At 49.7% G+C, this 13,556-nt stretch carries 14 protein-coding genes; 6 read left to right on the top strand and 8 right to left on the bottom strand.

The window, feature by feature from the left end:
- Window positions 1–117 precede the first annotated feature (117 nt).
- The 3 genes from CRO03_RS00245 to CRO03_RS00235 are packed head-to-tail and all read left to right on the top strand — an operon-like array spanning window position 118 to window position 3,901.
- A complete protein-coding gene (locus CRO03_RS00245; protein WP_097109585.1) occupies window positions 118–1,026 on the top strand; it encodes an AAA family ATPase in 909 nt (302 codons plus the stop codon).
- The gene (locus CRO03_RS00240) at window positions 1,023–1,952 is read left to right on the top strand and encodes a DUF58 domain-containing protein (protein WP_097109584.1); all 930 of its coding nucleotides are present in this window, start codon (window positions 1,023–1,025) and stop codon (window positions 1,950–1,952) included. The genes CRO03_RS00245 and CRO03_RS00240 overlap by 4 nt, the downstream gene beginning before the upstream one ends.
- Window positions 1,946–3,901: a transglutaminase TgpA family protein gene (locus tag CRO03_RS00235; RefSeq protein ID WP_097109583.1), complete on the top strand. Its 1,956-nt coding sequence runs from the start codon at window positions 1,946–1,948 to the stop codon at window positions 3,899–3,901. The genes CRO03_RS00240 and CRO03_RS00235 overlap by 7 nt, the downstream gene beginning before the upstream one ends.
- Window positions 3,902–3,921: 20 nt before the next feature.
- On the opposite strand, the gene CRO03_RS00230 is transcribed toward CRO03_RS00235, so the two are convergent.
- The gene (locus CRO03_RS00230) at window positions 3,922–4,158 is read right to left on the bottom strand and encodes a TIGR02647 family protein (protein ID WP_097109582.1); all 237 of its coding nucleotides are present in this window, start codon (window positions 4,156–4,158) and stop codon (window positions 3,922–3,924) included.
- A gap of 100 nt (window positions 4,159–4,258) precedes the next feature.
- Window positions 4,259–5,395 (bottom strand): pyridoxal-phosphate-dependent aminotransferase family protein, encoded by a 1,137-nt coding sequence (locus tag CRO03_RS00225; RefSeq protein ID WP_097109581.1) that lies wholly within the window; start codon window positions 5,393–5,395, stop codon window positions 4,259–4,261.
- Between the two features lie 221 nt (window positions 5,396–5,616).
- Here CRO03_RS00225 and CRO03_RS00220 point away from each other — a divergent pair, with 221 nt between their 5' ends.
- Entirely contained in the window at window positions 5,617–5,967 is a 351-nt protein-coding gene (locus CRO03_RS00220; protein WP_097109580.1) for a zinc ribbon domain-containing protein YjdM, read from the top strand.
- 35 nt (window positions 5,968–6,002) lie between these two features.
- On the opposite strand, the gene htpX is transcribed toward CRO03_RS00220, so the two are convergent.
- The gene (gene htpX, locus CRO03_RS00215) at window positions 6,003–6,863 is read right to left on the bottom strand and encodes a protease HtpX (protein ID WP_097109579.1); all 861 of its coding nucleotides are present in this window, start codon (window positions 6,861–6,863) and stop codon (window positions 6,003–6,005) included.
- A gap of 167 nt (window positions 6,864–7,030) precedes the next feature.
- Between htpX and pepE the strand changes: the two genes are divergently transcribed.
- Window positions 7,031–7,741 carry a dipeptidase PepE gene (gene pepE / locus CRO03_RS00210; RefSeq protein ID WP_097109578.1) on the top strand — a complete coding sequence of 237 codons (711 nt, stop codon included), beginning with the start codon at window positions 7,031–7,033 and terminating at the stop codon, window positions 7,739–7,741.
- Between the two features lie 173 nt (window positions 7,742–7,914).
- On the opposite strand, the gene bioD is transcribed toward pepE, so the two are convergent.
- Genes bioD through bioB form a run of 4 tightly spaced genes read right to left on the bottom strand, consistent with a single transcriptional unit; the run spans window position 7,915 to window position 11,669 of the window.
- Complete coding sequence (gene bioD / locus CRO03_RS00205) at window positions 7,915–8,607, bottom strand: dethiobiotin synthase (RefSeq protein ID WP_097109577.1); 693 nt, start codon at window positions 8,605–8,607, stop codon at window positions 7,915–7,917.
- Window positions 8,597–9,424, bottom strand: coding sequence for a malonyl-ACP O-methyltransferase BioC (bioC, locus tag CRO03_RS00200; protein WP_245861351.1), 828 nt, complete (start codon window positions 9,422–9,424; stop codon window positions 8,597–8,599). The genes bioD and bioC overlap by 11 nt, the downstream gene beginning before the upstream one ends.
- A complete protein-coding gene (bioF, locus tag CRO03_RS00195) occupies window positions 9,421–10,584 on the bottom strand; it encodes an 8-amino-7-oxononanoate synthase (protein WP_097109576.1) in 1,164 nt (387 codons plus the stop codon). Before bioF ends, bioC begins: the two co-directional genes overlap by 4 nt.
- 32 nt (window positions 10,585–10,616) lie before the next feature.
- Entirely contained in the window at window positions 10,617–11,669 is a 1,053-nt protein-coding gene (gene bioB, locus CRO03_RS00190) for a biotin synthase BioB (protein ID WP_097109575.1), read from the bottom strand.
- Between the two features lie 114 nt (window positions 11,670–11,783).
- Between bioB and bioA the strand changes: the two genes are divergently transcribed.
- Window positions 11,784–13,067, top strand: coding sequence for an adenosylmethionine--8-amino-7-oxononanoate transaminase (gene bioA, locus CRO03_RS00185; RefSeq protein ID WP_097109574.1), 1,284 nt, complete (start codon window positions 11,784–11,786; stop codon window positions 13,065–13,067).
- A gap of 35 nt (window positions 13,068–13,102) precedes the next feature.
- Here the strand turns inward: bioA and CRO03_RS00180 are convergent, their stop codons facing one another.
- The gene (locus tag CRO03_RS00180) at window positions 13,103–13,486 is read right to left on the bottom strand and encodes a hypothetical protein (protein ID WP_097109573.1); all 384 of its coding nucleotides are present in this window, start codon (window positions 13,484–13,486) and stop codon (window positions 13,103–13,105) included.
- Window positions 13,487–13,556: the final 70 nt, after the last annotated feature.

The raw sequence follows: 13,556 nt of genomic DNA, 5'->3' as shown, positions 1-13,556 counted from the left end.
TCACCAGAGCAGCTAGTATAGATATCTGAAGCAAAAAAATTTAGTAACCGTATTCGTGAAAGCCCACCCGATTGAGTGGCAACAGCCGCTTAACAATACCAGCAGTAAGGAGATGGCGTGTTAGCGCAACTACATCAAGTCGAACAAAGCCTTAATCAGGTTATTCTTGGCAAACAACAGCAAATTCGACTTTCACTCTGCTGTTTACTGGCCGAAGGCCATTTATTGCTGGAAGATTTGCCGGGGCTGGGCAAAACCACCCTCGCCCACGCACTGGCCAACAGCCTTGGTTTAAGTTATCGCCGGGTCCAATTTACCAGTGACCTGCTGCCGGCCGATTTAACCGGGATTAGCATTTATGATGCCCGGTCACAACAATTTCATTTTCAACCGGGGCCGGTGTTTTCGCAAGTATTACTTGCTGATGAAATAAACCGGGCAAGCCCGAAAACTCAGAGCGCATTATTAGAAGCAATGGAAGAACGTCAGGTCAGTACTGACGGAGAAACCCGGCCGCTACCCAGCCCGTTTTTTGTGATAGCAACTCAGAACCCATTGTTTCATGCCGGTACCTCTGCGTTACCTGAATCACAGCTGGATCGCTTTTTAATGCGTTTATCATTGGGTTTTCCTGAACGTGCAGCTGAACATCAACTACTGGTCGAAGACAGCAAAGGCTCGCGGTTACAATTTTTAACCCAGCAGCTGGACAGTGATACGCTTAAGAACCTGCAAAAACAGGTAACCGCAGTACACGTCAGCGATGCCGTTATCGATTATCTGCTGAGTCTGGTTGATGCCAGTCGCAACCGCAACGACATGCTACCGTTGTCACCCAGGGCGTCAAAAGCATTACTTCGTGCCAGTAAAGCCCATGCCCTGCTTGCCGGCAGAGACTTTACCAGTGCTGATGATGTGCAACAGGTATTTCCATCAGTAGCCGAGCATCGTTTAGATCCACGCTCCAGCGCGGCCAGTCACAGTCTTAGTCAGATACTACTTGAGCAAACTGATTGTCCGCTATGAAAAGCCTCAAAAACCTGGCAACCCGGTGGTTTAATAACTGGCTGGATAAGCGACAGCCCAAAGCCAGAGTAGTGACATTAACTCAGAAGATTATTTACATTCTGCCAAGCCGGTTTGGTCTGTGGTACATATTATTACTGATTCTGCTTTATTTACTCGGCACCAATTACCAAAATAATTTGATCCTGTTGATGAGTTACATGCTGGTGTCGGTATTGTTATTAGCGCTTACGCTAGCCTGGCGTAATTTGCATAACATAACGGTGAGTTGTGCCCCGGTTCTCAGCGCTTATGCTGAAGAGACACTAATGGTACCGGTAACATTGCAAGCCCCCCTGCCGCGTCAACAACTACAATGCTATTTTTATCATCAGCAACAACCAGCATTTACCGATAACAGTCAGCAGATTATGGTGCCGCTTATCACTGAGCGCCGCGGCTATTTTTCATTGCCCCGACTTACCGTTCATAGCTATTATCCTTTTGGTTTGTTCAATTGCAAAAGTATGCTCAATCTTGATTATCATTACTGGGTATTTCCAAAACCCTTGGCTACTGATGCAATAAACAGCCTTGGTGAGAACAGTGGCAACAAAAATCAGCTAGCAGATGATTACGATACAATTCGCAGCTATCAGTCTGGTGACAGCCTCAAATTAATGTTGTGGAAACGGCTGGCCCGTGACCCGACGAGCCCGGTCGTAAAACATGCACCTAGCAGTCCACAACCCGAGCCAGACTGGATCACCATACCCGCAGTCAGTGGCGCAGCACTGGAAGTTGCCCTGTCAAAAGCCTGTTACCTTATGTTGCAACTGGAGCAACGCGGCAAGCCGTACGGCCTGCGAATAAATAAAAAAAGCGTTGACCCATCCTGTGGCCAACAGCATCTGGAACGCTGCCTTCGCGAGATGGCACTATGTTAGTGTTATTAAGCCGGCAGGCCTTACTCTTTTTTTACGTCATTCTGCTAGCCGTGATAATGCTGCTACATCAGGCACTACCGCTATGGTACAGCGCCATCTTACTATTATTGCTGTTATACCGCTGGCCATTGCAGCAAAGCAGTTCAAAAGTTAATAAGCTAAAACGCATTAATATTATTGCTGCGTTGATCCTGCTGCTGTTGCTAATCAGCATTCGGCAAAGTGGCGTATTCCATTTTATGATCCAAATATTGCTGCTATCAGTCACCTGTCGCCTGGTGCTGATCCGCCAGCGCCACGACAGTCATCAGCTGTTATGGGTACTGTATTTTCTGCTGGCTTGCTGTTTTATTTTCTATCAGAGTATTTTGGTCAGCCTGCTTATTCTGGCACTGCTCCTATTAACGCTCTACAGCCATTATCAATTGTATGCCAGCAAGCAACATCAACTGCAGTTGCTGCAACTGGGCAAAGCCATCCTGATAACGCTGCCAATCTGGATCTCGTTGTTCCTGTTATTTCCACGCTTACAACCATTATGGCGGATCCCAACCGCAGAAGCTGCGGTCACCGGCCTCGCCGACAGTCTGGATCCCGGTAGTATTGAAAATCTGGTACAAAGTGACAAATTAGCCTTTCGGGCGATATTCAGCGGTTCGCTGCCACCGCGCCAACAATTGTATTGGCGGGCAAAAGTTTATGAAGATTTTGATGGTCGTAGCTGGAACGTAAATCAACGCTTTGACCGGCGACAACCGGGTAGCAGACAATCAGCTAACCCCAACATTGAACAGACAGTCAGCTATCAGATCATTGCTGAAGTCAGTAATCAGCGCAGTCTGTTTGCACTGGGTATGCCGGTGCAATATGCCAATTCAGTGCGACCAGCGTCAGCCTATTTAGTTGAAGCCCGGCGTCCTGTCAGTCAGCGGCTTAGCTATCAGCTGGTAAGTGAACTACAGGCAATACCGCAAGATATTGCGCTGGAACAACAGTTAAATAGTCGTACTGTAAGTGCGAATCCAAAAACCAAAGTCCTCGCTGCAGAGCTTGTCGCTAATGCCGGTTCTACTGCCGGGTTGATTGAGCAGATAAGCGAAATGTTCCGACAACAGCCTTATTTCTATAGTTTAAACCCGCCGCGCCTTGGCGATAACAGTATTGATGCTTTCTTGTTTGACAGTCGCACCGGTTTTTGCAGTCATTATGCCTCTGCGACAGCGGTTTTGCTAAGGGAAGCAGGTGTGCCCGCCAGAGTCGTCGGGGGTTATCAGGGCGGGGTCTGGCATGAAGAACAACAATATCTGGAAGTACGACAACGTGAAGCGCATGCCTGGGTAGAATATTACGCTAACAATGGTTGGCAGCGGTTTGATCCCACTGCTGTTATAGCGCCTGAAAGGGTGTTGGATGGTCTGGATGCGGCGCTTTCTGCCGATGAGCAAAATCAGTTGCAAGCCAGCTGGCGTCGCTTCTCCGCCTTTAATTATATTAATCAACAATTGCTGCATCTGGATTATTACTGGTCGGTATGGGTACTCGGTTTCGATGAAAGTCAGCAGCTTAATCTGTGGCAGCAGCTTAAAGCCGCTGGCAAGTTGTTGGCATTGCTCGGTTCGCTGTTAGTAGCGGCATTGTTATTATGGTGGTTTCTGCGTTTGCAAAGACAACCGCCAAAATTTGCAGCACCTGTGCTACTCATCAGACGCTACTTTGGCAAGGTGTTAGTCAATAAACCCGCAGGTCAGCATTTCAGCCAGTTTATTGCTGAACTGAAAACACATAACGCGGCAAACACTACGTTGCTTGGCAAAATAGACTCATTATATCAGCGCGCAGTGTATGCCGATGATCAGCAAGCGTTATTGCTGTTAGAGCAACATTTAAAACAAAACGCTAAAACGCTGGCAAAGTTGAACTGGCCTGAAAAACAGGCCAGTGCGCGATAATTCAGGGAACTGTTAACAGTTTAACGATTGGTTAAAATACGCATGGCTGTCTGAATATGCTCCGCGCAGTGTACGCCTAAATCAGTCAGATAGCCCCCGTCATTCTGGGTAAGCAATCCTTTCTGATGCAGGCGGGCAATCGCTGCCCGGGTCTCGCTATCGGCGTCTTTGTGTACTTTTAACCCTTCCATCTGTGAATCGAGATTATATAAATTAAGAATTTTTATCTCAGCATTAAGCTCAGCTGTTACTGGCATAGCGTACGTCCTCTGTTATTAACAGATTTAAGATAGCTGTTATCAACGAATATTGGCAGCCTTTTCTGTAGAAAATTGGCCTGACTGCGCCGGAATATCCTCAGCTGCTGGCAAGTTGCTCACTGAGTGCCTGAATACACAATGCTACATTTTCACGACGGGCGCCATAGCCCATTAATCCCAAACGCCAGGCTCTGCCAGAAAGTTCGCCAAGGCCTGCACCAATTTCCAGATTATATTCATTTAGTAAGGTACTACGAAGCCTTACATCATCTGCCCCAGCCGGAATATAAACACTATTTAGCTGCGGCAACCGGTAAGGCTCTGCCACCACGAACTCCAGCCCAAGCGATGTTAAACCTTTCGCCAACAATTGATGCATAGCGCGGTGACGCTGCCAGGCATGCTCCAGCCCTTCAGTAGCGAGCAAGCGCAAGGCTTCATGCAGCGCATATAAACTGTTTACCGGCGCCGTGTGATGATAACTGCGCTTACCCTGACCGCTCCAATAAGCCATTACCAGGCTTTGATCTAAAAACCAGCTTTGCACCGGTCTTTTGCGCTGCTGAATTTTCGCGACCGCCTTTTCAGAAAACGACACTGGTGACAAACCCGGCACGCACGACAGGCATTTCTGGCTACCAGAATAAATGGCATCAATACCCCACTCGTCTACCCGCAGCTCCACCCCACCTAACGATGTCACAGCATCGACGATAGAGATACAATCATATTGTGTTGCCAGCGCACAGAGAGCTTTCGCATCACTCAATGCGCCGGTAGACGTTTCGGCGTGAACAAATGCCAGAAAGCGGGCGTCAGGGTGCTGTTTAAGCGTATCCTCAACCTGTTCCGGGCTTACTGGTTCACCCCAGGCATTATCAACACATACTGCAACACCGCCACATCGTTCTACATTCTGGCGCATTCGCTCACCAAACACGCCGTTACGGCAAACAATAACTTTCTCGCCCGGCTCAACCAGATTGACAAAACAGGTTTCCATGCCGGCAGAACCCGGTGCAGACACTGCTATGGTCATCGGGTTCGTAGTTTGAAACGCATACTGTAACAGTTGCTTCAGCTCGTCCATCATACCGATAAACAGTGGATCTAAATGGCCGATAGTCGGCTTGGCCTGCGCGGCCAGTACTTGTGGATATACATCTGATGGCCCCGGGCCCATCAGAATGCGGCGAGGTGGATTAAAACTGGTAAATTGCGGTGCTGTTAGCATGCTGACTCCAATCTGTTGGCGCTTAAGGCGTTACCTTAGCAAAAATTATTATCGTTGCCCTGCAAGGCGGTAAAATATCCACTATTCAGCGCGTTGATAGTGGCAAAACACTGTCGACACGCCCCGGCGTTTAAAATGTTTTTGTCTGTTACCAGGCTGGCATTGGGCTATAATACTGCCGGATCTAAACTGGCCAGCTTACTTGTTACAGGAATTACATTATGTCTGCGTTACCCGCCTGCCCTCAATGCCAATCTGAATTCGTTTATCAGGATGCCAACTTACTTATTTGCCCGGAATGCGGCCATGAATTTAATCAAGAAAGCTCTGTCGCGACAGCTGTTCCTACTGAGAGCATCATTCGGGACAGTGCTGGCAATACCTTACAGGATGGTGACAGTGTTACGGTCATCAAAGACCTTAAAGTTAAGGGCTCGTCGTCTGTGGTTAAAATAGGCACCAAAGTTAAAAACATCCGCTTGGTGACAGGTGATCACGATATCGATTGTAAAATTGATGGCTTTGGTGCCATGAGCCTGAAGTCAGAATTTGTCAGGAAAGTGACTGACTAATCAAAATAAAAAAGCCCCGTTACCGGGGCTTCAATTTAAAACTCACGTCTGCTACGCAGCGCTTCAATCCGTTTTTCCAGTGGGGGGTGGGTTAACAGCAGCTCAGATTTTGCTTTCTTACTGGCAATACCAAAGGCCATCATGCTGCCCTCTAACCGGCTTTCATGGTTGTGTTTCAACCGCTCCAGCGCCGCAATCATTTTGTCAGGCCCTGAAAGGCGCGCCGCGCCAGCATCTGCTCGGTATTCCCGTTGACGCGAGAACCACATCACGATAATACTGGCCAGGAAACCAAACACGATTTCCAGCACAATGACGATACCAAAATAAGCAAAAGTACCTAATTGCTGGTTGTTATTACGAATTGCACCGGCAATCAAGCGGGCAAAGAAAATGACAAAGGTATTGACCACACCCTGAATTAACGTCAGCGTGACCATATCACCATTGGCAACATGCGATACCTCGTGCGCCAGTACCGCCTCTACTTCATCTTCTTTCATATTACGCAGCAAGCCAGTACTAACCGCCACCAGGGCATTGTTCCGGCTCATACCGGTGGCAAAGGCATTCATCTCCGGCGAGTCATAAACTGCCACCTCAGGCATGCCAATGCCTGCTTGTTTGGCCTGCCGGGCCACGGTATTCATCAACCAATGCTCGGTGGCATTGCGCGGTTGGGTAATCACCACAGCGCCAGTTGATCGTTTCGCCATCCATTTTGACAATGCTAACGAGATAAACGAGCCACCAAAGCCAAAAATGGCTGCAAATACCAGTAAGCCGCCAATACTACTGTGATCTATCCCAAAAAAGCTGAAGACAATATTCAGTACAATACTCAGTACTAAAATTACCGCCAGGTTAGTTGCCAGAAATAGCAAAACTCTTTTCATATACGCTTACCTCAGTGACTTAACTGACATTAATATATGGCCAGTAAGCTGAATTTCAAATTACCAAAGGCGGTATTTAGTAAGCTAAAGTGTAAGAAAACATGTGTCGCTGCGCACTTTTCGCTACAATAGCGAGTTGTTACAGCAGGTTAAAACCAGAGGATTTCATGCAATTACTTTTACTTAGTAGCTCCCGCGCCAATAACAGTGCTTATCTGGCACCCTATATGTCCTGGCTTGAAACCCAGCTACAAGGCATCGATGAGCTGTTATTTGTATCCTATGCCGGCGTTACTATCACTGACGACAACTACTTTCAACAAGTGGCCAGCGCACTGGCCCCGCTATCAATAAAAGTGACCAGCTTGCACCAGTACGCTGATCCGAAAGCAGCGATTAGCGAGGCCCAGGCAATAGCAGTAGGTGGTGGTAACACTTTTCAGCTACTTAACAAGCTATATCAACAAGATACCGTGCAATTAATCAGGCAACGCGTAACTGATGGCATGCCCTATATTGGCTGGAGTGCCGGCTCCAACATCGCAGGCGCCACTATTCGCACCACTAATGATATGCCGATTGTCGAACCTGCATCGTTTAATGGATTAAACCTGTTGCCAGTGCAGTTAAACCCGCACTACAGTGACTATAAACCAGAGGGTTTTCATGGTGAAACACGGGATATGCGCCTGGCCGAATTTATGGTGTTAAACCCCACCACGCCGATTATTGCCTTACCAGAAGGTACTGCCCTTAAATGCAGTGGTGATAAACTAACACTGCTGGGCAGTGGCGGCGGTTATTTATTTAAAGGTGGTGATAAAACGGCGATAGCTGAGAATAGTGATTTATCAGATTGTTTTTTTAACAATATCTAACTGCGACATGCAGAGCCCTTCAAAACGAAGGTTGGAACACATGCTCAGTCGCCACAGAGTGTCTGAGCCGACGCGCCAGCGGTAGCGACAAATTCGTATGGAACGAATTTGAACAGCTTTAGCTGGCCCACAGGGCGACAAACAGGATGTTTGAAGTAGTTGCTGTGGCGAGCTTAGCGTGTGTTGCAACCTGAAGTCTTAAGGAGATCCTTGGCTAAACTCAACGCAACTTGCTCCGCGTTATCCGGTGCATAAGGCACCACACCCAGACAAGGTGCTGGGATCCGTTGTTTTAGATCAGCGATATTCTGCTCACGCAATGCCATGGCCGGGTCGACACAATTGGCTACCCAGCCCACCAGGTTACAGCCACTGCGGGCAATCTCCCGCACGGTTAACATGGCGTGGTTTAAACACCCCAGCTTCATGCCAACAACCAGCAGTACCGGTAACTGCTGTTTCGCTACCCAGTCAGCCAGATAGCGCTTATCGCTGATGGGTAATAACCAACCGCCCGCACCTTCAATTAATAGTTGCTGTAGTGGTAATTGTTGCCAGCTGTTAAGCGCATTATCAAGCGTTGCTTCACTGATCGGTTGCTGTTCAATTAGCGCCGCCAGATGTGGCGCTACCGGTGCCTGATAACATATCGGGTTTACCAGCTTATACGGTAACGCGATACCAGAATGGCGCTGCAGTAGTAACGCGTCACCATTCTGATAGTGCTCGTCAGCTCCGGCTGCTATGGGCTTCACCCCCGCAGCAGCCACACCGAGCTTGGCGAAACCCTGTAACAACAGACAGCTGACAAAGGTTTTGCCGGCATCGGTGTCAGTGGCAGTAACAAACAACGATTTAACCGCCATACTTTTCTCCGCGAATAAACAGTACCTGATAAGTGGCTGGCAAGCCCTCGCGGGTACGATGCCTCTCATAAGCAGCGGCCAGTTTTTGCCAGTAGCCTTTTCCGGTTAGGCCTGTCTGGCTGCGTCCGGCAACCTGATTCGCCCCCAACGCTTTTAACTCGCGGGCTAAACTCTGCACATCCGGGTAATACAAAGGGTAACTAAGGCGTTCAAACTGCCAGTGAATACCCGGTAACTGGTTAGCGGCAGCAATAAGCGCTGCTTCAGGTAAAAATGGGTGGATATGCGAATGCTGATCCAGGGTTGCGAAGGCGCCTTGCAGCTCATATAAGGTGCCCTGCACCAGCGTACTGATAACCAGCTGGCCGTTGGGTGCCAGCACCCGGGCTGCTTCTGCTAATACTGCAGCAGGCCTGGGACACCACTGTAACATTAGGCTGGAGAACACCTTGTCAAACTGCTTAGTGGCCAACGGCAGTGCCGCCGCGTCAGCCTGAATATACGCCCTTGCCCGTTGCTGACTACTGGCTTTGGCCAGCATACCTTTGCTCAAATCAACCGCAGTAAAAGCAGTACAATACTTGCTGAATTCAGGGTGGATCCAACCCGGGCCACAGCCTAAATCGAGCAACTGGCCTTGTTGAACCCCAGGCAACAGGGCCAGCGCATCCCGCGCTACCTGCTGTTGCAACCTGGCAGCAGCTAAGTAACTGTCACAGGCTTTACCAAAACTGGCTGCGACCTGTTTCACAAAGTGAGTTTCATGCGGCGCCTGATGTGCAGCCACTGGCGGTGTAATTAACTCAGAGGTCATCATGCTATCTGCCTTAACTGCTGCACCAGTAACCTGATGTCCTGCGCAGTATGCTGAGCGCTAAGGGTTATTCTTAAGCGGGCACTGCCAGCAGGCACGGTTGGCGGCCGGATAGCGCTCAGCCAGACGCCGGCCAGCTTCAGCTGCTTGCTGGCAGCAAGTGCGCGCTCATTATCACCCAGCACCACGCCCTGAATCGCCGTGTCGGACACTAATAGCGGCAGCTCTGCTGCTAACTGGCGAAACAAGCTGATATTTTGCTGCAGTTGCTCGCGTCGCCAGTTCTGGCTGCGGCACAGTTCGATACTTTTTAACACCGCTGCACAAAGGGCCGGCGATAAGCCCGTGCTGTAAATATAATGGCGGCCAAATTGTTCCAGATAATCTATTACAGTTTTACTACCGGCAATAAAAGCGCCGCCAATCCCCAGGGCTTTACCAAAATTGGCCATCAGGCAAAACAGGTCGTTAATGGCAATGCCTTGTGCTGTCGCACTGCCGCTGCCCTCAGGTCCAAGCACACCCAGGCCATGAGCATCATCCAGCAATAACGGCGCCTTATATTGCTGACATAGTGCCAGTAATGCCGGTAAATCCGGGCTGTCGCCATCCATGCTGAACACGCCCTCTGTTACCACCATCGGCTGTAAAGCCCCTGCCGTTTGTTGCTTAAGCAGACTACTAAGCGAGTTTAAATCATTGTGAGCAAAGCGTTTTAAGTCAGCCTTGCTACAAAGGGCGGCATCAATCAAAGACGCATGACTCAGTTTATCCAGCAGTAGCAGATCCTGCTTATCGGCCAGGGTTAACAGCATTGCCTGATTCGCCGCAAAACCGGACGAAAACAACAGCGCCCGCTCTACCCCCAGCCAGTCGCAAAGCGTATCGCATAATTGCTGATGCACTTTATGCTGGCCGGTCACCAATGGCGAGCCACTGCTGCCAGCACCATAGTGTGTCGCACCTTCAGCAAGGGCTTGCAGCACCTCTGGCGCTGTCGCCAGCCCTAAGTAATCATTACCGGAGAAATTCAGATACTGCTGGCCGTTAATGGTGATTAAACGGCCGTTGTAATTGTCCAGCGTCACAGGTTGGCGTAATAAGTGTTTGGCAGCACGCTCAGCAAGAGCGTACTGCAACTGCGCCAGCTTAGCTTCCGACATGGCTACTGCGCCGCATTTTACTGAGCTGCTTTCTACTGAGCTGCATGATACAGCGGCGGATTGGTCTGCTCGTTAAGAGCATCCGCTAACGCCAGCTCATGGGCTTCGTCTGACACATCGGCACGCTGCTCTGGCTTAATCCCCAGCTTGGCGAAAAGCTGCATATCAGCGTTAGCTTCCGGGTTATCGGTGGTCAGTAATTTATCGCCATAAAAAATCGAGTTGGCGCCGGCAAAGAAACATAACGCCTGCATTTGCTCGTTCATCCGCGAGCGGCCAGCTGACAGCCGGACATGGCTTTGCGGCAGCATGATCCGGGCAACGGCGATGGTACGGATAAACTCAAAACCGTCTAAATCTTCAACATTTTCCAGTGGCGTACCCTGTACTTTAACCAGCATATTAATTGGCACACTTTGCGGATGCTCTGGCAGGTTAGCCAGTTGCATCAGCAGCGCTGAGCGGTCATTAGCACTTTCCCCCATACCCACAATACCACCGCAGCAAACTTTCATACCGGCATCGCGCACATGGCTCAGTGTGTCTAAGCGGTCCTGATAAGTGCGGGTGGTGATAATTTCACCATAAAATTCCGGTGAAGTATCCAGGTTATGGTTGTAGTAATCCAGGCCTGCCTGCGCCAGGGTCTGAGCCTGGCTGTTATCAAGCATGCCAAGGGTCATACAGGTTTCCAGCCCCATTTCTTTAACACCTTTAACCATTTCAATAATGTAAGGCATATCACGCTGCTTCGGGTTGCTCCAGGCAGCGCCCATACAAAAGCGACTGGCTCCTTGTGCTTTCGCGGCGGCAGCCTGAGTCAGTACCTTTTCAACTTCCAGCAAGCGCTCGCGCTCCAGCCCGGTATTGTAATGACCGCTTTGCGGGCAATACTTACAGTCTTCGGCACAGGCACCGGTTTTAATTGATAACAAGGTGCTGATTTGCACCTCATTAGGGGTAAAAAACTGACGGTGCACAGTTTGCGCCTGAAACAGTAAATCATTAAACGGTAACGCATACAGCGCGTTAACTTCAGCGAGGGTCCAGTTATGGCGTACCTGAGTGGTGGTGGCAGCTTGCATAAGGGGTATCCATTGTTGTTATGCGGTTTTTCGGCTAGTCTAACCGCCGGTGACAGCTTGTCAACGCTAACCACGCTATAAACTTTACTACTGGTTATTTTATGAGCATGAATTATGGCCGTTAACTTAGAATTTGATCGCGACCACATCTGGCACCCTTATACTTCAATGCTGGACCCGCTACCGGTTTATCCGGTCAGCCGGGCCGAGGGCTGTGAATTAATGCTGGAAAATGGCCAGCGACTTATTGACGGCACCTCATCCTGGTGGGCCGCTGCCCATGGCTATAACCATCCGGCACTAAACGCCGCAGTAACCGACCAACTGCAACAAATGGCCCATGTGATGTTTGGCGGTATAACCCACCAGCCAGCGGTCAGTTTGTGTCAGCAGTTGGTAGAAATAACCCCTGCTGCATTAACTAAAGTGTTTCTGGCCGACAGTGGCTCGGTAGCGGTTGAAGTGGCGATTAAAATGGCGCTGCAATACTGGCTGGCCAGCGACACCCCGGCCAAAACCAAACTGATCAGCCTGCGTAAGGGTTATCATGGTGATACCTTTGCCGCGATGGCGGTATGCGATCCGGTGGATGGCATGCACGACATGTTTAGCGGCATTTTAAGCCAGCATTTTTTTCTGCCGCCGCCGCAAAGTAGCTTTGATGCAGCGTTTAATCCGGCCGATATGCAACCACTCGCTGAACTGCTGGCACAGGAGCATAGCCAGATTGCCGCACTTATTCTGGAACCCATTGTTCAGGGTTATGGCGGTATGCGTTTTTATCATCCGGAGTATCTGCGTCAGGCCCGGGCCTTGTGCGATCAATTCAATGTATTGCTGATTGCCGATGAAATTGCCACAGGTTTTGGCCGCACCGGCAAACTCTTTGCCTGCGAACATGCCGGTATTACACCGGATATTATGTGTCTGGGTAAGGCTTTGAGTGGCGGCTACATTACACTGGCTGCCACCCTGTGCACCGATGAAGTGGCCAGGGGCATCAGCCAGAGTGCCGCCGGCGGTTTAATGCATGGCCCGACTTTTATGGCCAACCCGCTGGCCTGTGCGGTGGCCAATGCCAGTGTTCAGCTTATCCGTGAGAATAACTGGCCGGCCCAGGTAGCGGCAATAGAACAGCAGCTGCAGCGGGAACTGGCGGCCTGTAAGAGCTTGCCGGCCGTTAAGGATGTGCGGGTGTTGGGCGCTATTGGCGTGCTGGAAATGCAGCAGAAAGTAAATGTTGCTAAGTTACAGCAGCAGTTTGTTGAGCTGGGGGTATGGATCAGGCCATTTAACAACCTGATTTATATTATGCCGCCCTTTATCATCAGCCCGGCGCAACTAAGCAAGCTTAGCGCAGCCATGGTGAGCGTGGCTGCCAGCAGTGTCAGTAATTAATATAGATTCAGTAATTAAAATGCCGAGAGAAAGGTTTAGCGCAGTATGTAAAACAGCATACCGCTGGCGCTAAGCAGCAATATAATAATATTGAAATGCATATGATCGCCACGGCGTCTTAACCTCATCCGATTGAGTAGCAAACTGGCGACACTAACCAGTACACTGCCCCACAGCAGGTATACTAGCCAGAAGGTTAACCGGGGCCGCCAGTAGTCACGAATATCCAGCCCCAGATAACGCACTAAACCCGAATCCATTTCCGGCCGGGCATAATGGCTGACAACCAGTGCCGCAAAAAACAGCAACCAGGCAATTACGGCAAGATACTTAAATGCCCGGCAGAGTAAGTCAGGCCCTTCCCGCCGTTCAAAATCCGGCCCTCCCTTATCTGGCCCGGCCTTATTATATGCTGTCATTTTTGGCTTCCTTCCAACTTTTACTTGTGTTCAGCTTCTGGCTAAGTATGATTACAGCTTTCATAAATAT

The organism is Arsukibacterium tuosuense (assembly GCF_900215315.1).
In the GTDB taxonomy this organism is placed as follows: Bacteria; Pseudomonadota; Gammaproteobacteria; order Enterobacterales; family Alteromonadaceae; genus Alishewanella; species Alishewanella tuosuense.
Note: the sequence above shows the minus strand (reverse complement) of the source record. Positions and strands in the feature narration are given on the sequence as shown.

Excerpts from the sequence above, each read along its gene's own strand:
- CRO03_RS00240 (WP_097109584.1), top strand. The coding sequence starts at position 1,023 with ATGAAAAGCCTCAAAAACCTGGCAACCCGGTGGTTTAATAACTGGCTG.
- CRO03_RS00235 (WP_097109583.1), top strand. The coding sequence starts at position 1,946 with ATGTTAGTGTTATTAAGCCGGCAGGCCTTACTCTTTTTTTACGTCATT.
- CRO03_RS00230 (WP_097109582.1), bottom strand. The coding sequence starts at position 4,158 with ATGCCAGTAACAGCTGAGCTTAATGCTGAGATAAAAATTCTTAATTTA.
- CRO03_RS00225 (WP_097109581.1), bottom strand. The coding sequence starts at position 5,395 with ATGCTAACAGCACCGCAATTTACCAGTTTTAATCCACCTCGCCGCATT.
- CRO03_RS00220 (WP_097109580.1), top strand. The coding sequence starts at position 5,617 with ATGTCTGCGTTACCCGCCTGCCCTCAATGCCAATCTGAATTCGTTTAT.
- htpX (WP_097109579.1), bottom strand. The coding sequence starts at position 6,863 with ATGAAAAGAGTTTTGCTATTTCTGGCAACTAACCTGGCGGTAATTTTA.
- pepE (WP_097109578.1), top strand. The coding sequence starts at position 7,031 with ATGCAATTACTTTTACTTAGTAGCTCCCGCGCCAATAACAGTGCTTAT.
- bioD (WP_097109577.1), bottom strand. The coding sequence starts at position 8,607 with ATGGCGGTTAAATCGTTGTTTGTTACTGCCACTGACACCGATGCCGGC.
- bioC (WP_245861351.1), bottom strand. The coding sequence starts at position 9,424 with ATGATGACCTCTGAGTTAATTACACCGCCAGTGGCTGCACATCAGGCG.
- bioF (WP_097109576.1), bottom strand. The coding sequence starts at position 10,584 with ATGTCGGAAGCTAAGCTGGCGCAGTTGCAGTACGCTCTTGCTGAGCGT.
- bioB (WP_097109575.1), bottom strand. The coding sequence starts at position 11,669 with ATGCAAGCTGCCACCACCACTCAGGTACGCCATAACTGGACCCTCGCT.
- bioA (WP_097109574.1), top strand. The coding sequence starts at position 11,784 with ATGGCCGTTAACTTAGAATTTGATCGCGACCACATCTGGCACCCTTAT.
- CRO03_RS00180 (WP_097109573.1), bottom strand. The coding sequence starts at position 13,486 with ATGACAGCATATAATAAGGCCGGGCCAGATAAGGGAGGGCCGGATTTT.